Origin of the sequence: Mycobacterium sp. DBP42 (genome assembly GCF_005924235.1) — a bacterium.
Lineage (GTDB): Bacteria > Actinomycetota > Actinomycetes > Mycobacteriales > Mycobacteriaceae > Mycobacterium > Mycobacterium syngnathidarum.
The window spans coordinates 74,206-95,432 of the sequence record NZ_VCMY01000022.1 but is presented as its reverse complement, the minus strand read 5'-3'; the positions used below and the strand labels follow the sequence as shown (position 1 = coordinate 95,432).

The following is a 21,227-nucleotide window of genomic DNA, read 5'->3' as shown; positions in this document are numbered from 1 at the left end:
GGGCCACAACTACCCGCCACCGCCTCCGCAGCCGTATTCCACGAGTGGCGACCAGTTCTCGGCACCGCCGAAGAAGTCGTCGGCACTCAAGTGGGTGCTGCTCGGTGTCGTGGTGTTGGTGGCGATCGCGGTCGCCGCGGGCGTGGTGTTCTACCTCGCGCGAGATCGTGGCGCCACCGAGGCCAGCCAGGTCCGCTCGGGTGACTGCCTGGCCGAGATTCCCGACAGCAGCCGTGTGCTGTACGTCAAGACGGTCAGTTGCGATCAGCCGCACAAGGGTGAGGTGTTCGCGGTGCTGGCGCTACCCGACGGGGATTTCCCGGGCGATCCCGCGGTGGTCAAGTACGCCGACAAGTGCGCGCCGGCACTCGCTCGGTACGCCCCCGACGCCAACTCGGAATCCGGCATTCAGCTGTTCGTCCTGTACCCCACTGCAGACTCGTGGCAACGCGGGGACCGCACGGTGACATGCATCGCTACCAGCAAGAATCCCCGCACCGGAAAAGTAGGGTAACGCGCTACTCTATTCGCCGCCGACCGGGCGAGCCGACACTCGCCACATGGTCGAGATACAGCAGGCTCACGCTCAGGCGACAGCGACCGTGCTGCCTTTGGCGCCACGTAACCCCCTGCCATACCGGCAACAGCTCACCTCGCTGCGCGACTTTGCCGCGGGCCAGCAGAGGCTGCACGACGCCGGCGGTCCGGTGACCCGGGCCGTGCTGGGCCCGCGGTGGCTGATCCCCCCGCTCGTGCTCGTCGCGTCGCCGCAGGGCGCACGCGATGTGCTGAGTCGGCGTGACGGGGTCGTCGACCGTGGCGGTGTCACCACCATGGTGCAGATGCAACGTCTCATGGGTGGCAACCTGCTCGACCTACCACACGATCGCTGGCTGCCGCGGCGTCGCACATTGCAGCCGATGTTCACCAAACAGCATGTCCCCCGGTACGCCGGGCACATGTCGGCCGCGGCCCAGTCTTTGACTGACGGATGGGCGCACAACCAAACCATCGACCTCGACAACGCCTGCCGCGTCTTGACTTTGCGCGCACTGGGGCGCTCGGTCTTCGGCTTGGATCTGGATGCGCGCGCCGAGGAGGTGGGGCCTGCGTTGCGCACCGCGCTCTCGTGGGTGGCAGATCGCGCGGTGCGACCGGTCAATCTTCCGCAGTGGTTCCCCACCACAGGCCAACGCCGGGCCCGCGCCGCCAACGCCAAGCTTCACCGGCTGGCCGCCGAGATCCTTTCCGAGGTGCGCAACGATCCAGATCGGGATGCACCATTGGTACGTGCGCTCATGGAGGCCCGCGACCCGAACACCGGGCAAGCGCTGACCGACGACGAAATCGGCCATGAATTGGTGCTTTTCATGCTCGCCGGCCATGACACCACGTCGACCACCCTGTGTTACTCCTTGTGGACGCTGGGCCGGCACCCTGCCATCCAGGCCCGGGTTTTCGCCGAGGTCGCCGCGCTCGGCGATCGCGTGCTGACCCCCGACGACGTGCCACACCTGGAGTACACGGTGCGGGTGTTGCACGAGGCACTGCGGCTGTGCCCGCCGGCCGCAGGGATGATTCGTCAACTCAACGAGGAGTTGACGATAGACGGCTACCGCGTCGAGGCCGGCTCGATGGCAAGCGTCGACATCTATGCGATGCATCGCGATCCGGGCCTGTGGGAGGATCCGCTGACCTTCGACCCGGACCGGTTCACCCCCGAGCGGTCGGTAGGTCGAAACCGTTGGCAGTACCTGCCTTTCGGCGGTGGCCCACGGTCCTGCGTCGGCGATCACTTCGCGATGCTGGAGGCCACTCTCGCGCTGGCGACCATCGTGCGCGAGGTCTCCATGACCTCCCTGCATGACGACTTCCCGGTGGAGACGCCGTTCACCGTCATCGCGGCCGGGCCGATCCCGGCCCGCATCACCAGAAGGAGTACGCCATGAAATTCATCGTGCACTGGACCCAGTCGCAGGCGAACTACCGAGATGCGGTCGAGAAGTTCAAGCAGACGGGCGGCCAGGTTCCGGCAGGAGCGACGATGCTTCACCGCTGGTGGGGCATGAACGGCCAGGGTTTCGCCATCGTGGAGACCGATGACGCTAAGACCATGTTCGAGTCGGTTGCCGAATGGAGCGAATTCCTCACGTTCGACATCACTCCCTGTGTGGAGGACGCCGAGGCCGGCGAGGTGATCGCCAAGCTGTTCTGAACCCGGCATGGAGCCACCATTCCGCAGCTAAGTTGGAAATCGACCAATCGTGAGCGGCGGAAGGTGGCACCTGTCCCATGAGCACTCCCACCGACAACCCCTGGCCCGAGCTGCGTGTGTCGGACTGGGAACCGACCCGCGACACCCTTCACATGTGGACGCAGATCGTCGGGAAGATTCGCCTGACGTACTCCCCATTGCTCAACCACTGGTGGGAAGTCACGCTGTATGTGAGCCCGCGCGGGCTGACCACGTCATCGATTCCCTACCGAGACCGGTTGTTCGACATGGAGTTCGATTTCATCGACCACGTGCTCGTCATCCGGACCAGCGACGGCGGATCGAACACCGTCACGTTGGCCCCGAAGTCGGTCGCGGAGTTCTACACCGAAACCCTTTCCGCACTGGATCAATTGGGCATTGAGGCGCGAATCCATGCCCGGCCCAACGAGGTTGACCCCGCGATACCGTTCGCCGAGGATCGACAACACGCGTCGTATGACCCGCACTCCGCCAATCTGTTCTGGCGCCAGTTGACGCAGGCGCACCGGGTGATCAGCGACTTCCGGGCACATTTCATCGGCAAGGTCAGCCCTGTGCACTTCTTCTGGGGCTCCTTCGACCTGGCCTGCACCAGATTCTCCGGCAGACCCGCGCCCGAGCACCCCGGCGGAGCACCCAACTGCCCCAATGGCGTGATGGTGGAAGGGTATTCGCACGAGTTGAGCAGTTGCGGTTTCTGGCCGGGCGGCGGCGAGGAGGGTGCGTTCTACGCGTATGCCTATCCCGAGCCGAACGGCTTCTCCGACTATCGCATCGGCCCGGACGCAGCCTTCTACAGTCCGGACTTCCGGCAGTTCCTGTTGCCCTACGAAGCCGTGCGGACATCCGCCGATCCCGACCGCGCACTGATGGAGTTCCTGCAGTCCACCTATGCCGCCGCGGCCGACCTGGCCGACTGGGACCGCGCGAGCCTCGAATCCGATCCCGGGCGCTGGGCCTGATTTGAGCTGGGCGATACCTCGCGACGCCGCGTGTGCAGCGCTGTGGCGCTGACAGCCGCGATTTTTCGCCGCAGCGCTTCACACGCGATGGACTGGCGGCTGGGCGTCGGGCCTGATTTGACCTCTCGACAAAGTACCCAGTACCTGCGGTACTGTCTGCACCATGAGCCCGGGGGACTACGAGGCAGTCATCGTCGGTGCCGGATTCGCCGGCATCGGCGCCGCCATCCAGCTCAAACGGCTGGGCATCGAGGACTTCGTGATCCTGGATCGCGAGGACGACCTCGGCGGCACCTGGTATGTCAACCACTACCCCGGCTTGGCCGTCGACGTGCCGACCACCACGTACTCGTACTTCTTCGAGCCGAATCCGAACTGGTCACGGTTGTTCTCGACCGGCACCGAGATCAAGCGTTACGCCGACGAGGTCGCCGACAAATACGACGTGCGCCGCCACATCCGGTTCAACACCACCGTGGAGGGTGCCCGCTGGGATGAGGAGTCCTCGCGCTGGCGGATCGCGCTGACCGGCGGCGAGCAGGTGAGCGCCCAGTTCCTGCTCACCGCCACCGGCTTCCTGTCGCAGCCGCACACCCCCGACATCCCCGGCATCGACGACTTCGCCGGCAAGGTCATCCACACCACCGACTGGGACGATGCCTACCGGCCCGACGGCCGCCGGATCGCGATCATCGGCACCGGCGCCACGGCCGTGCAGCTCATCCCCGAGCTGGCCAAGAAGGCCGCCCACCTGACCGTCTACCAACGCACCCCGATCTGGGTGGTACCCAAGATCGACCTGAAGTTCTCACCGCAGGTCCGTCGCCTGTTCGCCCGCGTACCAGCCAGCCAACGGTTGATCCGGGCCGTCACCGACGCCATCTACGCGTTCATGGTCGACACCGCCGTGCTCAAGCACCGGTACTTCCGCCGGTTCAACATCGCGGCCGCCGACCTGGCCAAACTGCACCGGTTCGTCTCGATCCGCGATCCGGAACTGCGCCGCAAGCTGACCCCGGACTACGACTTCGGGTGCAAGCGCCCGACGTTCTCCAACGGCTACTACCGCGCGTTCACCAAACCGCATGTGCACCTGCAGGCCGATGGCATCGAACGCGTCGAAGCAGACGGCATCGTCAACGCCGATGGCACCCGGACGGACATCGACACGCTGGTGCTGGCGACCGGCTTCGATCTGTGGGACGCCAACTTCCCGGCCATCGAGGTGATCGGACGTGAGGGCCGCAACCTCGGAAAGTGGTGGCGGGAAACCCGGTTCCAGGCCTATCAGGGCGTATCGATGCCGTATTTCCCGAACTACCTGAGCCTGGCGAGCCCGTACGCCTTCCTGGGTCTGAACTTCTTCAACACGATGGAGTATCAGATGCGGTTGATGGACCGGCTGTTCGGCGAACTCCAGCGCCGCAACGCCTCGATGTTCGAGGTCACCGAGCAGGCCAACCGCCGGTACCTGGACCGGATGACGCAGTTGCTGGGCGACTCTTTGTTCACCCTCGGAAACTGCTCGTCGGCACGGTCGTACTATTTCAATCCGAGCGGCGAGGCAACGCTGCTCCGGCCGATGACGACCCGCCGGGCCGTCGCCGAGGCTTCACGATTCCCGTTGAGCGACTACACGTTTGCCTGATCAGAGAGGATCACACATGACAGAGGGCAAGAACTCCACGCTGGCCAAGTTCGTCGGCCTCAGCGTGGCCGGCGCCGGCATCTCACATTTCGTGAAGCCGCAGCTGTTCGAGTCGATCACCAAGCCGGCATTCCCCAAGGACACGCAGAAGCACATCTACACCAACGGCGGCATCGAGACCGCGATCGGGTTGGGCCTCCTGCTGCCCAAGACCCGCAAGCTGGCCAAGATCGGCACGCTCGGCTACGTGGCCTACCTGGCCGGCAATGCCGTCCGTAACCGGTAGCGGCCCAACAGGGTCAGATCGATCATGACGGCGACGACGGCTCGGGCCTGCTCCGAATTCTGATAATTCATGAGCCGGCCCAAGTCGATCACCAAGGCCATCGCGGCATGAACCGCGAACCGCGCCTGCGCTGCGCTCCACCCCGGGCGCACCGGCATCACGACCTCGACCCACGATTCCACGGCAGCACGCTGCAGGTCGCGCAGGATCTTCTGGTCGGCGGGAGTCATGTTCAGGCGTTCGGTGTAGTACACGTAGTCGAGTTCGGGGCGGTCGAACGATCGGGCCACATAATCGTCGATGAGCGCACCCAGCGCCTGTTCGGGGTCCTGGGCGGCGCCGAGGACTTCCGACATGTCCGCCGAGAGCCGGTCGGCGGCGCGGCGAAACCCGGCGGCCAAGATGTCGGATTTTCCGGAGAAGTACCGGTAGATCCCCGAGGCGGGCATGCCGACCGCCGCGGCGATGTCCTCCATCGTGGTGTCGCGATAGCCGTTCTGGTTGAACAGCCGCATCGACTCGGTCAGCAGCGCTTCATACTTCGTCGCATTGACAGCCGGCGTAGGTGGCGCGACGGGGTCTGTCGCGTTCGGAAAGTCGGGCAGTTCGGCGGCCAGCACGCTGTCGCAGATCTCTGCGAGCAGCGCGCGGATCTGACCGGCGGGCAGTTTGGACCGATGGTCGACGACGCTGCCGATCACGCCGAGAACCGCAGTCGACAGGGTCCACCGGGCCCGCGAATTGAGCTCGGGCCGCAACTCCATCAACGGCCGCTGGATCCGGCGGTGCACGGTGCGCACCTGCGCGTCCAGGGTGCTCTGGTCGTCGCCGCGCAGATAACGCGCTTCCCACCGGTACAGGCCCCCGGATTCCCGGTTCACCAAGGCGGTGTCGCTCAGCGCGGCCACGAGCCTGCGCAATTGGTCACGCGGGTCCCCGTCGGGCTCTTCAGCGAACGCCGTACCGTCGACGAGTTGCTGACTGAGGTTGAGCACGGCGTCGCGGAACAATTCGTACTTGCTCGAATAGTGCCGGTACAACGCCGCCGCGGAGATCCCGACGCGCGAGGCTATGGCCTCCATGCTCACACCGTGATACCCCAGGGCACTGAACGACTCCGCCGAGGCCCGCGCTATCTGGGCCTTTCGGTCTTTCGGGCGGCGCCGCACACCGTTGGCACCACTGTCGATCGACCGGGGCGAGATGCGCGCCATTCCGTCACACTAACGGACCGAACAGCCGGGTCAAAATGGTAGTTCGGCCGAGAATAGCCATTAACATAGACGGCAATAAGCTCAGATGGGGGTGCAGTGCTTGCCAGGTTGCGGACGTTGCTGGCCTACCGCGTCGCACTCGGCGAACTGATCGTGGTGGCCGTGGTGCTCGGGGTGCCGTATCTGTTGGTCGGCACCTTCTGGTCCGGCACGCACACCGACCATCTGCAATCGATGGACAGCCTCGATGCGGTGGTGTCGTTCTTGGGGGCGATCGTCTCGTGGCCCGTGTTGTTGTTCACCGACGTATGCATGACCTGAAGGGGGCACGGTGAGTTTTCGCGCCGTCTATATCGGAATCGCCGCAGCGGTGGTGTTTCTCATCGGGCTGTACCTGTTGAGCCTGCCGGTCTACCTCGACGACTTCGATCAGTTCGGCATGCAGATCCCCTGCGGTTCCGGGTACAGCGCTCACCTGGTGCAGGCCAACGCCGCCGGCCAGGAGTATGTGGACAAGTGCGGTTCGGCCCTGACGATGCGTCGGTTGTGGACCATCCCGATCGTGGCGGTCGGGGCACTGATGTTGATCGCGGTGCTGTTCCGGGCCGCGACGTCCTCAGCACACGAGACGCTGCTGCCGAAGCGCGATACGCACTAGACAGGCTTAGTCCACAGATCCACCGGCGCAGGCACTTCAGGGCGTACGCCGGAAGCCGCAGCATGGACACCCGCCGCGGCCAGTCACCGGCACGAAAGTGGGCATCTGTGCCGCCGTCGACGAAGATGACACTGCTGCAAAGAAACTCGACGACGTCAGACAACGTGATCACCATCCACGCGCCAAGGGGGTCAGGAACGAGCGCCTTGGCTTAGCGCGGGGAGGCCGGCCGCCACTCGAGGTGCATCGTCAGGCCACTGCGAGACGGTAAGGCGAACACGAGGATCGATGGGTTCACTAACGGCCGCCGCCAGAGCCTGGGTTCAGGTGTGCCAACACCAACACCGCAGGAACCGTCACCGATGTCCCGATACAGGACAACTCTCGCGCGGCCGCATTTGTCGGTGCTCGAATGTATGTTCGAGTCATGCAGGCGGGTGCGGTTCAGGCGGTGGCCGGGTTGCGGGCCGCCTTCGACGTGTTCGCTGCGTGTGACTTCGCTTCGCTGAACCGCGGTGAACTGCTGGCGGTGCTCGACGAGTACGAGACCCTGACCTGCCAACTACCTTCCCCGCTGCATCGGCTGCTGGCCCAGTTGCAGGCCGACACCACACCCCGGGAGATGGGCGCCAAATCGTGGAACGAGGTGCTGCGGGTGCGGTGGCGGTTGTCGACCGCTGAGGCCTCTCGCCGGTTGGGCCAGACGGCCGCGCTGGGCCCGCGCCGCACCCTCACCGGTGAACCCCTGCCGGCGGTGTTGCCGGTGGTCGCCGCCGCCCAAGCTGCCGGGCTGATCAATCCTGATCACGTCACGGTGCTGCGCGACGCGGTCACTCGACTGCCCGGCTTCGTCGATGCGAGCACCCGCGAACAGTTCGAGGCCGACCTGGTGCGCGTCGCGGTCGGGGTGGGCCCCAAAGAACTCAAAGACACCGCCGACTTGCGGCTGTTTCTGCTCGATCAGGACGGCCCCGAGCCCGACGACACCGAACGTGCCCGCAAACGCGGGCTGTCAGTGGGCAAACAAGGTCGCGACGCGATGACCGCACTGACGGCCAACCTGACCCCCGAAGCTGCTGCGGTGTGGGAAGTGCTGTTCGCCAAGTTCGCCGCCCCGGGCATGTGCAACCCCGACGACGAGCAGCCCTGCACCACCGGCACCCCCAGCCAAGCCCAGATCGACAACGATCACCGCAGCCTGGCTCAACGCCAACACGACGCCCTGCTCGTGGTCGGACGCATCGCGTTGATGACCGATCTCGGTCAACTCAACGGGCTACCGGTCTCGATCATCGTGCGCACCACCCTGCGAGATCTCGAATCGCGCGCCGGCATCGGTGTGAGCGGTGGCGGCACCAAAATCCCGATCAAAGACGTCATCCGGATGGGTGCCCACGCCAGTCACTACCTGGCGATCTTCGATCAGGCCACCGGGGCGGCGCTGAACTATTTTCGGGCCCGCCGGGTCGCCAGCGCGGCCCAGCGCATCATGCTCATCGCCCGCGACGGGGGCTGCACCAAACCGGGTTGCACCGTGGGTGCCTACGGCTGCCAAGCCCACCACGCCACCGACGACTGGGCTGCCGGCGGCGACACCAACGTCGACACCATGAGCTTGGCGTGCGGCCCCGACAACCGCCTCGTCGATGACGACGGTGGCTACACCACCACCATCAACGAGCGTGGCGAGGTGGAATGGCAGCCCCCGCCGCACCTCGACCACGGCCAACACCGCATCAACTACCACCACCGCCCCGAACTACTACTCACCCCACCCGAGGACGAACCACCAGCCGAACCCAAGCCCCAGGCGCAGGCCGGGCCCCAGCCCCAAGACGCCGAATGGGACGGCACGCAACCCACGCCCCCCAACCGGGAATGGGAACCCGAATGGAACCCCGACTGGGACAACGACCTCAACCTCGACATCGACTCTGTTTTCGACGAATCCGCCCTCATGGCACCCACCGCGGAACAACTCTGGGACTCCGAGACATTCGACCCGGAACAATCGCCCAAGTGGATTCTGCGGGACGAATCCTCGCAAGACACAGACACCTACGACGACCCTGCGGCGTGGCGATCGAACAACGACCAAGCCTTCGCCGCCAAGGGAGAACGTGGGCCCTAGATGCTAGGGCCTCGTGGGGGCCGCGCGCTGGAAGGCTAGATCGGGTCGAACGACGAAATCAGCCAGTTGCCATCGACTTTCGTAAGTCCGACCTTCACAGCGCTGGACGCCTGCGCCGGTGCGGGGTTGTCGCGGCTGGTTGTCGCCTGGTTCAGATAGACCAACACCTGCGCGGTGTCGGATCCCACGTCGACGGGGGCAGCTCGGACCACCGACGCGGTCGCCTGGATATCCTTCTGTTTGGCCGCCGGCGCGACGAACTTGTCCGCGAACTCGCTGTAGTAGGTCAGAAAATCACCGGTCAGTTTCGATTTCGCGGTAGCGAAGTCTTGATCCAGACTGTTCGGCGCGTAGGACAACAACGCCACAGATCCTTCTGAAGCCGCCTCGACCACCGTCGTCGACGCCCCTGCGGCAGCATGTTCGGCGCGGTACCCGCCGAAATAGAGGGCTGACGCCGAGCCCGCCGAAGTCAGCAGTATGCAGACGACGGCGATCGGGCGCCATCGCCGTGCCACACGATGAGTCCACCGCTCCCGAACCTCAGGAGTGTGGTCGGCCTCGCCGGTCCGTGCTTCTTCGGCAGTGCTGGTACTCACGGGACGAACTCCACTTTCGACATCTTGATCTGCCCTCCGTCGTCGACCATGGTGACGCTCAGCCGCCAGTTCCTCGGCTGTTGGTTCGCCCCGGCTGAGTTGCTGACCGTGGTCGCTGCACTAACGAGGACGATTGCGGAATCGGTGTCCATCGACTGCACGGCAGCGGCCCGGACCGTCGCGTTCGTGGACGCCTTCGAATCTTGCGCTGTCCTCACCAAATCCATGGCCGACGATTCGATGTCCTCTTTGAACTGCCCGGTCGAGTTGTCGATGATCTGCTTGACGTTGTCCTGAGCCTTGGCGCTGTCGATCGACATCAAGGTGACGGCGGCCTGCGACGCCGCTGCCGAAAATTCCGCGCGGCGCTGCTGCTCGCCGTCGGCCCGCTGGACAAACCACGTCATGTAGCCGCTGGCCGCCAACAACCCGACGCTGGCGAGGATGGTGACGCCGGCGAGCACCGTCGCGAGTTTCGGCCGCCGGCTGCGCTTTTCGGCTGCGGCCGGTGGTTGACCGTCGGAGTCCGTGCCTCCGTCCGTGTCTTCGTCGGCTTGGGCCTGAACCGACGATTCGGTGACTTCATCGGCATCGTCGAGCACGGCGGCCCCGGTTGCTTGTTCAGGGCGGCTGAGCAACCGCATAGTGCACCTCCGGTTGGTCTCGGCCAGTCGCCGATATGACTGCTGCCGCACGGTAGTGCGGCAGCACGGCTCGTCGGCGTCGCTGTCCCACCCAGCGGGCAAATCCCGGTCGACTCACTGCGTCACCAATTCCGCAGGGAGCACAATGCCCCCTTGGTGCCGGCGGCACGGTCGACGACAACACCGTCGATGGCCAATTCGCAGCTCAGGGTCCCCGCAGTTTGTGGAGTCAGTCCAGCCGTGGTGACGGTGACCATGGCCCACCTCATGGGGTCGGCGAGCGTGGCCTCGCGAATCCAGGGCTTGCCGGGCTCCAGCGTGAGATCGTCTTTCGGGCTGAACTCGTACGGATTGTGGCTGTAGTCGGCCCACGTCGGCGGATCAACCTCACGGAAATAGATCCCGACGGCCGTCGGATGCTCAGCGGTGACCGTATAGGTCACCCGATGCAACATCGGCCCCTCATCCGCATGGACCGGTGGCGCGAACGCAAGACAGGCACCGAGGGCCGCGGTGAGCGCCGCGCCCACCGCGCGGCTCGACTCAGAGGTCACCACGTAGCCACCTGCTCGTGCCGTCAGTCGCCACGCAACTCAAGAACAATCCGTCGGGAGCTTGGGCGACCGAACTCTCGAAGCCGGTACATGGGCTGTTCTCCTGGCGAACGCCTTTCAGCGGCGGCGACCGGAAGTACCGCGGCTCGTACCGGCGCGGAGACCCGCAGAAGACCAGCCGGCCCCACGATGTGGTGCCGAAGACGTAGTACGCGGTATCCGAACACGGGGCACCGAGTACAACACCAGCGGTGATCCCGGGGACGCATGAGGGCTCACTGCAACCGACAGGTTCTGCGTTCGCCGGCGATGGCACGATCATCGGCGACACGATGAGCAGCCCTGCCATAGCCGCTACCGGTATCCGCACGGACGACACTGTGGCACGGCTGAATCCAGATTCCGCCGTCTCGCCCACTAGGTGGGACGTTCTCCGTCAAACAGCGGCAGAAGTTGCACAGTGAGCACTGCCACGGGGACCAACCGAGGTCTGTTTCAGAGGAGCAGTGTCATGCAAGTGTCAACGGTATTCATCGGCGCAGGGGTGCTCGCCGCCGCCGCAGCAGCCGGGTTGTGCAGTCCCATCGCCGCCGCATCCCCGAGTTGGGGCCTCAACGGGACCTACATCGCCACGTCGAACGGTGAGTGGGCGAAAACGAACGACGTCTTCCACGACGAGGCGAGTATCCGTGGCACCTGGACAATCTCGACGACGTGCAGCTACCCGAGCGAGTGCACCGGGACGGTCGACACCGACTGGGGGTGGAGCGCACCCATCTACAAGAAGAGCGGCGTCTGGTACGTCAAGAAGACAGTGGACAAATGGCAGCCCTGCGGTGACGGCACTGCCGGCCCAGGACTGCAGGTGTTCCGGTTCTTCCCCTCCAACAAGGACGCCACCGCAACCGATCCGGCGTCGATGACGCTGTTGGGCGAAGATTCGACGACCGGCGTCAGCGGATCGTGCGGTAGTAGCCGAGTCGTCTTCATCACGATGCCCTTCAAGCTCGTGAAAGCCGCCTGATCAGGTGGTGAACAGGTTCTTCCAGGTCCGGTCACCTGATTGCGGCACCAGGTCGGCCTGCCGGTACACCTTCCCATCCACAGTGGCGTAACGGCCCGTCTTCGGGTCGTAGGTGGCCACCGCGACCGAGGGTCCACCAGATCCGTTGGGAGAAAACGCACTGGGGGCCACGGTGGGCGCATCGGCATCGCTGGGCGGCACCTCTGCCGGCGCTTGTGCCGGGACCTCCGCCGGCGGCGGTGGCGTTCCTTCTATCGGACCGTGAATGAATGCATCCCGATCGGCGCGTGCATCCGGCGCGATTCCCTGAGCGAGCAGATTGGGATCGATCGGGTACGGGCCGAGGGCGTGCTGGCGCATCGCCAGCGGTTCGTAAGGTTTGTCACTGTTGCAGATTTCGACCGTGGGAGCTCGCTTTCCTGGCTTGCCCATGCACGGGTAGTTGCGGGCACCGCGGACGCCGATCGGGGAGTCCTGCGGCAGCTTGCAATACAACCCGTCGGGCGTGTCGATATCGCTGGTGTCCTCGGGCGACCGCCATGATGACGGCGGTAGGAACCCGACCGTGCACGCCGGCGGGTCACCCATCGTGAGAGTGAAGTCGCCCAAGGACATTCCGGTCGGGTTGTTCTTCGGCGCACCGTATGACTGGGTTGCCGCGATGGACGGCGGAAGCAGTACCAGCAGCTGCTCCAGCGATGGATGGTAGGTCAACCCGACCTGACCCAGGCTGGTGAGGTTGGCCAGCAGTAGCGGCAGGGTCGGCTTGACCTGATTGAACAAGCGGGTGGCCTCGTCGGCGGTGCCCGGCCCGTCTTTGAGCAAGGTGCGCACATGCTGGTCGTCGTCGGTGATCTGCTTGGTGATGCCGGCCATGCTGCGGGCCCAGGTGCGGATCGCGTCGACTGATTCAGCCTGTCCGTCGAGCAGAGGAGCTCCGTCTTCGATGAGCGCACGGGTCTGGTCAGAAGCGGCGTTCGCTTCGGCGATCAGTCTCGACGACGAGTCCAGCAATGCCCCCATGTCGTTCCCAGTGCCGTTGAAAGCCTTGAAGGTTTCGTCGAGCAGCGGGCTGATCTTGTCTTTGGGGATGCTGCCCATCAAGGCGCTTACCTGATCGAGCATCGGTCCCACGGCCTGCGGGATCGATGTGCTCGAGGCCGGGATCACCGACCCGTCATGCAGATACGGCCCTGAGTCATTTTTCGGTTGCAGGTCGACGTACTGCTCACCCACCGCCGAAACACTCAGCACCGCGGCGTGCAGGTCCGCGGGCACTTTGGGCGAGGTATTCAGCGACAGGGTGGCTTCTGCCCCCTCACGGGTGGGCCGTACCTCGGTGACCTTCCCCATCTGCACCCCGCGATAGGTGACGTTCGAGAACTGGTACAGCCCACCGGTTCCGGGTAGTTGCAGGGTCACCGTCATCCGGCCGATGCCCAACAGCGTCGGGGCCTGCAGGTAGACGATGCCCATCAGGGCCATGCCGATCACCGAGGCCACCGCGAAGATGGCCAGCTGGATTCGGACGAAGCGGGTGAGCATCAGTTGCCACCTTCCTTCGGCGCTGCGGGGTCGACCAGGGGCGGAATCGTGGCCACCGCTGCCGGGGGCGGCGGAGTCAGCGGCATACCCAGCGGGTCCTTGGTGTAGTTGGCAAACCACGGGTCGCCCGGTGCCGGAGTGAGGGGCAGGCCCTCCTGTCCCCATCGGGTGCCCAGGAACAAACCTCGTTTCAGGCGCGGAACGGTGAAGTCGAAGGTGATGAACTGGTTGAGATAATCGCCGCGAATCGCCCGGTCGATGAAGTTCTGCGGGTAGGGATATCCCGGTGCATATGCCAGCACCGTGCCGAGGTTCGGTCCGACGTCGGCGAGTGCCCGCACCGTCGGTTCGAGGTTGCGCAGGTTGGTCAGCAGGTCGTCGCGCGTGGCATGGACGAGTTTTGTTGCGGTGTCGCTGAACTGACCGAACTTCTCCAATGCCGTGGTGATGCGGGGACGCTCCTTGACCAGGACATCGAGCGCCGGCGGGATCCGTTGCAGCGCGGTGGTGATGACCTCCTGCTGGCTGGAAAGGGTTCCGGACAGGCGGTTCAACGCCGTGATGGAGGCGTTGATGTCGTCGCGCTGGTTGGCGAACATGCCGACAATGTCGTCGAGCTGGGTGAGCAGATCGCGGATCTTGTCTTCTCGGCCATTGAGCGCAGCGTTGAATTCGGCGACCAGGTCACCGATCTTGCCCAGACCGCCACCGTTGACGAGCACCGACAGCGACGACAAGGTCTGTTCGGTCGATGGGTACATCGACGTCCGGTTGAGCTCGAGTGTGGCCCCGGGGGCCAGCCGCCCGGCCGGCGCCTGCCCGAGCGGAGGATCGAGCGCAACGTGCATCGAGCCCAGCAAGCTGGTCTGTCCGACGGTGGCGATCGCATTGGCGGGGACCACTACATCGGGCTTGACTGACACCTCCACATCCGCGTGCCAGCCCTTCACCACCATGCGGGCGACGCTGCCCACGATGACGTCACCGATCATTACGGGCGAGTTCGCCTCCAGGGTCCCGATGTTGGCGAGCTCGACGTGGTAGGTCGTCGCGTCGGCCCCGCGCCCGACAGTGCCGGGCAGGGGCAGTGAGTTCAGCCCGTGGAACGCACAGCCGGTCAGGGTCACCACCGAGCAGGCGGCTACCGCAGCCAGGCGCGTCAGCGACCGCCGAGTGATCATGGGGTGCCTCCTGGCGCCGGCGGTGCGGGGTTGGCTGCTGCTTCCGCGGGAAGCAGCATGTTCTGCAATGTCTTTGGTGATTGATCTGCCGGGGCGGCTGGTGCGCCTGGGGGGATCGGCGCTCCGGGGTACAGCGCGGGTGCGGGATCCGCTGGGAATCCGTTCGGTGCGTAGGCGCCGGAAGGACCTGGAGGTGCTCCCCATCCGGCCGGTGGCGTGACGTCACCGGCGCCGGTGAACGCCGACACCGCCGGTGGCTGGTCTGCATAGGGCTGGGGGCGACCCCCTGTGCCGCCCGGTGCGATGTCGGGGTCGGTGTACACCAGGTTTTCCGGGCTGGGTGCCTTTCGTAGGTATGCGTTGAACGGCATCGGCATGTAGTTGAAGTTGATCAACGACAGAGCTGGCCCGAGGTATTGCGCGCACAGTTTGGACGATTCGGCGGCCGTGGCATTCTTTACCGCCGCGATCGCCGAGCACACCACCGATACGGGATCGGAGAAGTTTGACAGTGCGAACGCGCCGACGGCGGTGCCGCTGTCGGGGTTGTAGATGTTGTAACCGTTGGCGATGGCGTTAGGCGCGACATGCAGGACGTTCTCAAGCTTGATCTTGTTGTCCACCAGGTTCTGCGTGACATTGTTCAACCGCTGCAACTGCTCGGCGGTCTGGTCCCGGCTGCCTGCGACGAATCGCCTAACATTGCCGACGGCGTCCGCGAGGTTCGTCAAGGCGCCGTCCAGATCGGAGCGGCTCTCGTCGATGACGCTGGTGACGCTGGCCAACTTCCCCTGAAATTCCACGATCTGCGCGTTGCTGTCGCGCAGCGCTGTCACGAATACCTGCAGGTTCTTGATGATGCTGACGACGTCCCCGCTGCCCCGGCCCAAAATCTTTGCCACACCGGACAACTGGCTGATGGCCTCGTGGAGCTTCTCACCATTGCCGTCCATGGCAGCGGCCGCGCTGTCGACGAATCGGCTGAGTGACGTGGCCGACGCGCCGTTGATGGGTCCCAGATCGCTGGCCAACCGCATCAACTGGTCCTTGACCTGGTCCCACTCGACGGGCACCGCGGTGCGCTCAACCCCGATCTGCGCACCGTCGGCCATGATCGGACCGACATCTTCGTAAGCCGGAGCCAGCTGAACATACCGAGCCGCAACGAGGTTCTGCGCCATGAGGATTGCCTTGGCATCGGCAGGAATCTTCACGCCGTGGTCGACCGCGAGGGTGATCCGAGCCTGGCCGCCGGCCGGTTCGATGCTCTTGATGGACCCGACCTTGACGCCAGCGACGCGGACCTCGTCTCCGGGATAGATCGCGGTGGCCGAGGTGAAGTACGCGGTGATGGTGGTCGGCTTGAAGGCGGTCTGCCGCACGATGACCCCCGTGGCGGCCAGGGCTAGCATTGCAAGCAGCACCAGCACGCCGCGGCTGAACCTTCTCCGATTGCGGGCGATCATCGACTTCCTCCGGGAATGCCGTTGTGGGGCCATGGGAATTCCGCGCGTGGTCCGGCATTGTCCGGCGGTTGACCGGCGTTGGCACCGCGCCGGAATCCGAACGCATAGTCGAGGAAGGGCTGCAGTGTCTGCGCCGGCAGGAGGTTGCCGACAAAGGCGTTGTAATACCACCCGTTGTTCACCGACTCACCCTGAGTTACTTGGTATTTGGCCAGACCGGACAGGGCTTCGGCGATATTGTCGCGGTTCTTCTCCAGCATCGCGGTGACCGAGTTGAGCTGCTTGAGGGTGGGGGCCAACTCTTCTTCGTTGTCGTGAACGAGCCCGGTGAGCTGTTGGGACAGCGCCGAGGTGTTGGCCAACAGGTTGACGATGGCGTACCGGCGCTGGTCGAGCACTCCGGTCAGCGCGTTCGCGTCCAGCAGCAACGTATTGACCTGCTCGCTGCGCTTCGACAGGATGCCGGTCACCTCGGCAGCGCTCTTGAGCAGGTTGGACAGCGACTCGTTGCGGCTGTTCAGTGTCTCCGACAACCGGGACAGACCTTCGAACGTCGGCCCCAGCTGCGGCGCCATACGATCGATGGTGTCCGACAGCGTATCCAGCGACTGGGTGAGCGCCGCCGTATCGGTGCCGGCCGTGTTGTTCGTGAAGTCGCCCACGGCGTTGGTCAGCGAGTACGGCGATGCCGTCCTGGTCACGGGGATCGTGTCCGACGCACGCATCGTCCCGGCTCCGGCCGGTTCCAGGGTGAGCATCCGGGCACCGAGCATCGTTCCGGTGCGGATGTGCGCCGTGGTCTCGGAGCCCAACCGCACCTTGCTGTCCAGCGTGAATGTGACCAGCGCCTTGCCGTGGCTCAGGCTGACACCGGTGACCAAGCCCTTGGTGACGCCGGAGATCTTGACGTCGTTACCGGTGGTGAGCCCGCCCGCTTCGGCGAACACTGCGTGGTATTTGACCGAGGTGGCCCACGACCACAGTGCCTGTGGCTGGAGTCCGACCGCGATGATCATCGCGATCAACACGATGCCGATGAGTCCGCTCCGGATGAGGTGTGATCCGCGGTATTTGAGCATCAGGGTTCCCCACAGCGTCCGGTGTTCTGCATGATCCACGGGAAGTACGCAGTGCGCCCCTGCAGGTCGGTGACCCTCACATTCATGCCGCACAGGTACTGGTTGATGAAACTGCCGTAGGCCCCCAACCGGACCAGCTTGCGGTAGTTCCCCGGCGCCTTTTGCAGCGCCAGGTCCATCCGCGCCATGTCGTCCTCGCCTGCGAGCAAGGGCGCCAGCCGGGTCAGCTGGTCCACAGTGCCAGACAGAGGTGGTCGGGCCTGTGTCATCAGATCGCTCAGCGATGCGGTGCCGTTGTCCAGGGCGGTGATGGCTTCACCGATCGGATCGCGTTCCTGCGACAGACCGGTGATGAGCTGTTGCAGCTGCTCGACGGCGCCGGAGAACTTGTCGCCGTCCTCGGCCACCGTTGCCACGGTGGTCTTCAAGTTGTCGATCAGCTGCTGCACGGTCCGACCGTTGTCGGCCAGTGCCTGGCTGAACGAAGTCGTGTGGGACAGCAGTGATTCCACCGTCCCGCCTTGGCCCTGCAGGATCTGGATCAGCGAGTTGGTCAACGCGTTGACGTTCTGGGCGTTGAGGCCTTGGATCACGGGCTTGAGCCCACCGAGAAGTAGGTCGAGATCCAGCGCCGGCTCGGTGCGATCGAGCGGGATCTGCGACCCGGCCGGCAATATCCTGGTCGATCCAGGGCCGTCGAGCAGCTCAAGGTACCGGTTGCCGACCAGATCCAGATAACGCACCGCGATCTTGGTGCCGGTCGTCATGACCACTTCACGGTCGGAGTCGAAATGCACCAGCACCGTGTTGTCGGGCTGCAGCGCAACGTCATTGACGGTGCCGACGCGAATTCCGGCCACCCGCACCGAATCGCCGGCCTTGAGGCTGGAAGCATCGGTGAACACAGCCGAATAGCCGTTGGTCGCCCCGGTGCGGTACTGACCCATGATGGCGAACAGCGCTCCGGTAAGGAGCAGCATCGTCACTCCGAACACGCCGAACTTGACGGCGGTTCCGCGGCTGCGCGTCATCCCGGTTGTCCTATCTGGGTTGTGTTGCGCGGCGGTCCGTCAAGCGGCCCGTACAGCGCTTGCTTGAGCGCATCGGAGTTCAACAGGATTCCCTGATTGCCGTACTGCGCCGGGTTGGCATCGATGTCGGTGACGATGAACGGCGGCCGCGTCTCGAAACCGACCTCGGGAAGTCCCTGGCATTGCGGGCCGCCGGTGGCGCCCACCTTCGGCAGGTTGCCCGGGTAGCGATAGCGTTCGGTGCCCAACAGGAACGAGTCCAGCAACATGACGCCCGGTAGCGGCTGCGGCGGTCCCAAAGCCAGTGGCTCCATACCTTTCAGCGCGCAATTGAGTGCCGCGTTGTACTGGTTGGCCAGGCTGGTGGTCGGTGCCAGCAGCCGCATGGCCTCAGTGATCGCGGCACTGTTGCCGGCCACTACGTCGGTGCCGACATCGGCCAATCCGATCGCGCTGATGAGCAACGCATCCAGATCGTTTTGATGCTCGACGAGCGTGTCGCTGAACCTGGTCGCGTTACGCACGGTGTCCATGAGTTCTGGGCCGGCGTCGGCGTACGCGTTGAACACCTCTGGTGCGACGGCAATCTCGTGGCTCATAGCCGGAAGGCTGGGTGCGATCTTGGCCAGCAGGGCGTCCAGATCGACCAGGGTCTGACCCATCTTGTCACCCCGACCATCGATCGCCTGGGCCATCGCGCCCAACGTCTCGTTCAGCTTCTCCGGCTGGATCTGCGCCAGCACCGACACCAATTGCTCGAACACCGTGTTGATCTCGACGGTGGTGTGCGTCGCGTCGAGGACCTGGCCCGCGTACATCGACGCCGACGAGGGTTCCGCCGGCGGAACGAGCTGAACGAATTTGGCGCCGAACACGGTGCTGGAAGCGATCTCGACACCGGTATTGGCCGGAATCAGCTGCAAGTCATCGGGATCCATTGCCAGGTGGAGCGCCGCCTGTCCGTCCGGCAGCGTCTCGATGGCGACGACCTTGCCCACCTGCGCACCGTGCAGTTTGACCTTGGCTTCTGGATTCATCACCAGACCGGCCCGCGGCGACATGACGGTCACCGCCGCGGTGGGCGCGACCCCACCGCGGAACAGCACAATGGCACCGGCGATGATGGCGGCGATCACCACAACTGTGATCAGTCCGCTCAGTTGACGTTTAGCGTCACGCGACATCAGATGCCTTCTCTAGCCGGAGAGGTTGAAATTGCCGTTGGAGCCGTAGACCGACAGCGAGATCAGCAGCGTGATCGAGACGACCACGATCAGTGACGTCCGGACGGCGTTGCCAACTGCCACGCCGACCCCGGCCGGGCCGCCGGTGGCGAAGAACCCGTAGTAGGTGTGCACCAGCAAGATCGCCAGCGCCATCAGCAGCGCCTGCAGGAACGACCAGAGCAGGTCGATCGGGTTGAGGAATGTGCTGAAGTAGTGGCCGTACAGGCCACCGGACTGTCCGAGCAGCACGACCGTGGTGAACTGGGAGGCCAGGAAGGACAAGATCACCGCGATCGAGTACAGCGGGGTGATCGCGATCATCCCGGCCACGATGCGGCTGGACACCAGGTACTCGACCGGCCGGATCGCCATGGATTCCAGCGCGTCGACCTCTTCGTTGATCCGCATCGCCCCGAGCTGTGCGGTGACACCGGCCCCGAACGTGGCCGCCAGACCGATGCCCGCCACGATCGGCGCCGAGATACGGACGTTGATGAAGGCGGCCAGGAATCCGGTGAGTGCTTCAATGCCGATGTTGCCCAGCGAGCTGTAGCCCTGGATCGCCAGCACGCCGCCGGTGGCCAAGGTGAGAAAGCCGACGATGACCACGGTTCCGCCGATCATTGCCAATGTGCCTGCACCCATGCTGATTTCGGCGATAAGCCCGACCACTTCTTTGCGGTAGTGCACGGCGGCATGTGGCATACCCGCCAGCGCCCGACCGTAGAAAAGGACATGGTCGCCGATGCCGCTCAACGTGGCTCCGGGCCGTCGCGCGGCCCGGGACAGCCTCGGATAGACCGACTGGAGTACTGCGCTTGCCCCCGTCATCGCGTCGTCATCTGGATGCCGACGGCGGTGACCACCACGTTGACCACGAACAACGCCATGAAGGCGTACACCACTGTTTCGTTGACAGCGTTGCCCACCGCCTTGGCTCCGCCACCCGAGACGGTCAGACCGCGGTAGCAGGCCACCAGCCCGGCGATCAGCCCGAACAATGCCGCCTTGACGCAGGAGATGACGACCTCCGGGATACCGGTGAGCAGAGTGATACCCGCCGCGAACGCACCGGGGTTTACGTCTTGAACGAACACCGAAAACAGGTATCCACCAAGGATTCCGATGATGACCACAACGCTGTTGAGCAGGAGCGCCACCAGACCTGAGGCCAGCATGCGCGGAGTGACCAGGCGCTGGATCGGGTTGATGCCCAGCACCTCCATGGCATCGATCTCTTCGCGGACGGTGCGCGACCCGAGGTCGGCACACATGGCGGTGGCGCCGGCGCCGGCCACGATCAACACCGTCACCATCGGCCCGACCTGGGTCACCGCGCCGAAAGCCGCTCCCGCGCCCGACAGATCGGCCGCACCCAGTTCACGCAGCAGGATGTTCAAGGTGAACGACACCAGAACGGTGAACGGGATCGCCACCAGCAGAGTTGGTGCCATGGAAACCCTTGCCACAAACCAGGATTGGTCCAGAAATTCACGCCATTGGAATGGTCTGCGCACCACGAATCTGGCGGCATCCACCGACATGGCGAACAACCCACCCACCCCCTCGAGTGGGCCGGCGAGTTGTCGCTGCAACATCGAGTTCTCCGTTCTTGGCCTGAATCAGATCCGGTGGGTTGATATGACCCGGACCACATGCCTCGACCGGGAACGATCACAGTTCGCCACCGGTCGCGCCACCGCGTCTCCCACCTACCGGGAA

Annotated in this window: 23 protein-coding genes; 10 read left to right on the top strand and 13 right to left on the bottom strand. The window is 64.7% G+C overall.

The genetic code is table 11. The annotated features are described in order from the left end of the window. From E0T84_RS19660 to E0T84_RS19635, 6 genes are all read left to right on the top strand, one after another. The coding region (locus E0T84_RS19660) for a septum formation family protein (protein WP_249383685.1) at nucleotides 1-514 on the top strand (514 nt) is incomplete at its 5' end. Between the two features lie 46 nt (nucleotides 515-560). Further along, nucleotides 561-1,949: a cytochrome P450 gene (locus E0T84_RS19655; protein ID WP_138745257.1), complete on the top strand. Its 1,389-nt coding sequence runs from the start codon at nucleotides 561-563 to the stop codon at nucleotides 1,947-1,949. After that, the gene (locus E0T84_RS19650; RefSeq protein WP_036442209.1) at nucleotides 1,946-2,215 is read left to right on the top strand and encodes a DUF3303 domain-containing protein; all 270 of its coding nucleotides are present in this window, start codon (nucleotides 1,946-1,948) and stop codon (nucleotides 2,213-2,215) included. The genes E0T84_RS19655 and E0T84_RS19650 overlap by 4 nt, the downstream gene beginning before the upstream one ends. 77 nt (nucleotides 2,216-2,292) lie before the next feature. Then, nucleotides 2,293-3,219 carry a DUF5996 family protein gene (locus E0T84_RS19645; protein WP_070185625.1) on the top strand — a complete coding sequence of 309 codons (927 nt, stop codon included), beginning with the start codon at nucleotides 2,293-2,295 and terminating at the stop codon, nucleotides 3,217-3,219. Nucleotides 3,220-3,382: 163 nt separating this feature from the next. Next, a complete protein-coding gene (locus tag E0T84_RS19640) occupies nucleotides 3,383-4,867 on the top strand; it encodes an NAD(P)/FAD-dependent oxidoreductase (protein ID WP_070185626.1) in 1,485 nt (494 codons plus the stop codon). A 16-nt stretch (nucleotides 4,868-4,883) separates the two neighbouring features. Then, complete coding sequence (locus E0T84_RS19635; protein WP_070185627.1) at nucleotides 4,884-5,153, top strand: hypothetical protein; 270 nt, start codon at nucleotides 4,884-4,886, stop codon at nucleotides 5,151-5,153. Here E0T84_RS19635 and E0T84_RS19630 read toward each other — a convergent pair. Further along, nucleotides 5,120-6,367 (bottom strand): TetR/AcrR family transcriptional regulator, encoded by a 1,248-nt coding sequence (locus tag E0T84_RS19630; protein ID WP_075909884.1) that lies wholly within the window; start codon nucleotides 6,365-6,367, stop codon nucleotides 5,120-5,122. The two genes, E0T84_RS19635 and E0T84_RS19630, sit on opposite strands and share 34 nt — an antisense overlap. Nucleotides 6,368-6,463: 96 nt before the next feature. Between E0T84_RS19630 and E0T84_RS19625 the strand changes: the two genes are divergently transcribed. The 3 genes from E0T84_RS19625 to E0T84_RS19615 all read left to right on the top strand — a co-directional run bounded on the left by E0T84_RS19625 (nucleotide 6,464) and on the right by E0T84_RS19615 (nucleotide 9,156). Continuing rightward, nucleotides 6,464-6,688: a hypothetical protein gene (locus tag E0T84_RS19625; RefSeq protein ID WP_138745256.1), complete on the top strand. Its 225-nt coding sequence runs from the start codon at nucleotides 6,464-6,466 to the stop codon at nucleotides 6,686-6,688. Nucleotides 6,689-6,698: 10 nt separating this feature from the next. Next, the gene (locus E0T84_RS19620) at nucleotides 6,699-7,025 is read left to right on the top strand and encodes a hypothetical protein (protein WP_070185630.1); all 327 of its coding nucleotides are present in this window, start codon (nucleotides 6,699-6,701) and stop codon (nucleotides 7,023-7,025) included. A 412-nt stretch (nucleotides 7,026-7,437) separates the two neighbouring features. Next, nucleotides 7,438-9,156, top strand: a complete 1,719-nt coding sequence (locus E0T84_RS19615) for an HNH endonuclease signature motif containing protein (RefSeq protein WP_138745255.1) — start codon at nucleotides 7,438-7,440, stop codon at nucleotides 9,154-9,156. 35 nt (nucleotides 9,157-9,191) lie between these two features. On the opposite strand, the gene E0T84_RS19610 is transcribed toward E0T84_RS19615, so the two are convergent. The 4 genes from E0T84_RS19610 to E0T84_RS32350 all read right to left on the bottom strand — a co-directional run bounded on the left by E0T84_RS19610 (nucleotide 9,192) and on the right by E0T84_RS32350 (nucleotide 11,302). Next, on the bottom strand, nucleotides 9,192-9,755 hold the full coding sequence (locus E0T84_RS19610; RefSeq protein WP_234998139.1) for a twin-arginine translocation pathway signal: 564 nt from the start codon (nucleotides 9,753-9,755) through the stop codon (nucleotides 9,192-9,194). Then, nucleotides 9,752-10,399, bottom strand: coding sequence for a hypothetical protein (locus tag E0T84_RS19605; RefSeq protein ID WP_234998138.1), 648 nt, complete (start codon nucleotides 10,397-10,399; stop codon nucleotides 9,752-9,754). The genes E0T84_RS19610 and E0T84_RS19605 overlap by 4 nt, the downstream gene beginning before the upstream one ends. Before the next feature lie 122 nt (nucleotides 10,400-10,521). Next, the gene (locus tag E0T84_RS19600; RefSeq protein ID WP_371726103.1) at nucleotides 10,522-10,953 is read right to left on the bottom strand and encodes a hypothetical protein; all 432 of its coding nucleotides are present in this window, start codon (nucleotides 10,951-10,953) and stop codon (nucleotides 10,522-10,524) included. Then, nucleotides 10,943-11,302: a hypothetical protein gene (locus E0T84_RS32350; protein ID WP_110764850.1), complete on the bottom strand. Its 360-nt coding sequence runs from the start codon at nucleotides 11,300-11,302 to the stop codon at nucleotides 10,943-10,945. The genes E0T84_RS19600 and E0T84_RS32350 overlap by 11 nt, the downstream gene beginning before the upstream one ends. A 162-nt stretch (nucleotides 11,303-11,464) precedes the next feature. On the opposite strand from E0T84_RS32350, the gene E0T84_RS19590 reads away from it, so the two are divergent. Beyond that, nucleotides 11,465-11,977, top strand: coding sequence for a hypothetical protein (locus E0T84_RS19590; RefSeq protein WP_070184594.1), 513 nt, complete (start codon nucleotides 11,465-11,467; stop codon nucleotides 11,975-11,977). Here the strand turns inward: E0T84_RS19590 and E0T84_RS19585 are convergent, their stop codons facing one another. Genes E0T84_RS19585 through E0T84_RS19550 form a run of 8 tightly spaced genes read right to left on the bottom strand, consistent with a single transcriptional unit; the run spans nucleotide 11,978 to nucleotide 21,103 of the window. Then, nucleotides 11,978-13,522, bottom strand: a complete 1,545-nt coding sequence (locus tag E0T84_RS19585) for an MCE family protein (RefSeq protein ID WP_070184593.1) — start codon at nucleotides 13,520-13,522, stop codon at nucleotides 11,978-11,980. Further along, complete coding sequence (locus E0T84_RS19580; protein WP_070184592.1) at nucleotides 13,522-14,703, bottom strand: MCE family protein; 1,182 nt, start codon at nucleotides 14,701-14,703, stop codon at nucleotides 13,522-13,524. The genes E0T84_RS19585 and E0T84_RS19580 overlap by 1 nt, the downstream gene beginning before the upstream one ends. Further along, nucleotides 14,700-16,169: an MCE family protein gene (locus E0T84_RS19575; RefSeq protein WP_070184591.1), complete on the bottom strand. Its 1,470-nt coding sequence runs from the start codon at nucleotides 16,167-16,169 to the stop codon at nucleotides 14,700-14,702. The genes E0T84_RS19580 and E0T84_RS19575 overlap by 4 nt, the downstream gene beginning before the upstream one ends. After that, a complete protein-coding gene (locus E0T84_RS19570) occupies nucleotides 16,166-17,248 on the bottom strand; it encodes an MCE family protein (protein ID WP_070184597.1) in 1,083 nt (360 codons plus the stop codon). Before E0T84_RS19570 ends, E0T84_RS19575 begins: the two co-directional genes overlap by 4 nt. Continuing rightward, complete coding sequence (locus E0T84_RS19565; RefSeq protein WP_070184590.1) at nucleotides 17,248-18,279, bottom strand: MCE family protein; 1,032 nt, start codon at nucleotides 18,277-18,279, stop codon at nucleotides 17,248-17,250. Before E0T84_RS19565 ends, E0T84_RS19570 begins: the two co-directional genes overlap by 1 nt. After that, nucleotides 18,276-19,463 carry an MCE family protein gene (locus E0T84_RS19560; RefSeq protein ID WP_070184589.1) on the bottom strand — a complete coding sequence of 396 codons (1,188 nt, stop codon included), beginning with the start codon at nucleotides 19,461-19,463 and terminating at the stop codon, nucleotides 18,276-18,278. The genes E0T84_RS19565 and E0T84_RS19560 overlap by 4 nt, the downstream gene beginning before the upstream one ends. 12 nt (nucleotides 19,464-19,475) lie before the next feature. Further along, nucleotides 19,476-20,336 carry an ABC transporter permease gene (locus E0T84_RS19555; RefSeq protein ID WP_070184588.1) on the bottom strand — a complete coding sequence of 287 codons (861 nt, stop codon included), beginning with the start codon at nucleotides 20,334-20,336 and terminating at the stop codon, nucleotides 19,476-19,478. After that, nucleotides 20,333-21,103, bottom strand: coding sequence for an ABC transporter permease (locus E0T84_RS19550; RefSeq protein ID WP_070184587.1), 771 nt, complete (start codon nucleotides 21,101-21,103; stop codon nucleotides 20,333-20,335). The genes E0T84_RS19555 and E0T84_RS19550 overlap by 4 nt, the downstream gene beginning before the upstream one ends. Nucleotides 21,104-21,227 lie beyond the last annotated feature (124 nt).

Coding starts and splice junctions, on each gene's coding strand:
- E0T84_RS19655 (WP_138745257.1), top strand. CDS start 561: ATGGTCGAGATACAGCAGGCTCACGCTCAGGCGACAGCGACCGTGCTG.
- E0T84_RS19650 (WP_036442209.1), top strand. CDS start 1,946: ATGAAATTCATCGTGCACTGGACCCAGTCGCAGGCGAACTACCGAGAT.
- E0T84_RS19645 (WP_070185625.1), top strand. CDS start 2,293: ATGAGCACTCCCACCGACAACCCCTGGCCCGAGCTGCGTGTGTCGGAC.
- E0T84_RS19640 (WP_070185626.1), top strand. CDS start 3,383: ATGAGCCCGGGGGACTACGAGGCAGTCATCGTCGGTGCCGGATTCGCC.
- E0T84_RS19635 (WP_070185627.1), top strand. CDS start 4,884: ATGACAGAGGGCAAGAACTCCACGCTGGCCAAGTTCGTCGGCCTCAGC.
- E0T84_RS19630 (WP_075909884.1), bottom strand. CDS start 6,367: ATGGCGCGCATCTCGCCCCGGTCGATCGACAGTGGTGCCAACGGTGTG.
- E0T84_RS19615 (WP_138745255.1), top strand. CDS start 7,438: ATGTATGTTCGAGTCATGCAGGCGGGTGCGGTTCAGGCGGTGGCCGGG.
- E0T84_RS19605 (WP_234998138.1), bottom strand. CDS start 10,399: ATGCGGTTGCTCAGCCGCCCTGAACAAGCAACCGGGGCCGCCGTGCTC.
- E0T84_RS32350 (WP_110764850.1), bottom strand. CDS start 11,302: ATGGCAGGGCTGCTCATCGTGTCGCCGATGATCGTGCCATCGCCGGCG.
- E0T84_RS19590 (WP_070184594.1), top strand. CDS start 11,465: ATGCAAGTGTCAACGGTATTCATCGGCGCAGGGGTGCTCGCCGCCGCC.
- E0T84_RS19585 (WP_070184593.1), bottom strand. CDS start 13,522: ATGCTCACCCGCTTCGTCCGAATCCAGCTGGCCATCTTCGCGGTGGCC.
- E0T84_RS19580 (WP_070184592.1), bottom strand. CDS start 14,703: ATGATCACTCGGCGGTCGCTGACGCGCCTGGCTGCGGTAGCCGCCTGC.
- E0T84_RS19575 (WP_070184591.1), bottom strand. CDS start 16,169: ATGATCGCCCGCAATCGGAGAAGGTTCAGCCGCGGCGTGCTGGTGCTG.
- E0T84_RS19570 (WP_070184597.1), bottom strand. CDS start 17,248: ATGCTCAAATACCGCGGATCACACCTCATCCGGAGCGGACTCATCGGC.
- E0T84_RS19565 (WP_070184590.1), bottom strand. CDS start 18,279: ATGACGCGCAGCCGCGGAACCGCCGTCAAGTTCGGCGTGTTCGGAGTG.
- E0T84_RS19560 (WP_070184589.1), bottom strand. CDS start 19,463: ATGTCGCGTGACGCTAAACGTCAACTGAGCGGACTGATCACAGTTGTG.
- E0T84_RS19555 (WP_070184588.1), bottom strand. CDS start 20,336: ATGACGGGGGCAAGCGCAGTACTCCAGTCGGTCTATCCGAGGCTGTCC.
- E0T84_RS19550 (WP_070184587.1), bottom strand. CDS start 21,103: ATGTTGCAGCGACAACTCGCCGGCCCACTCGAGGGGGTGGGTGGGTTG.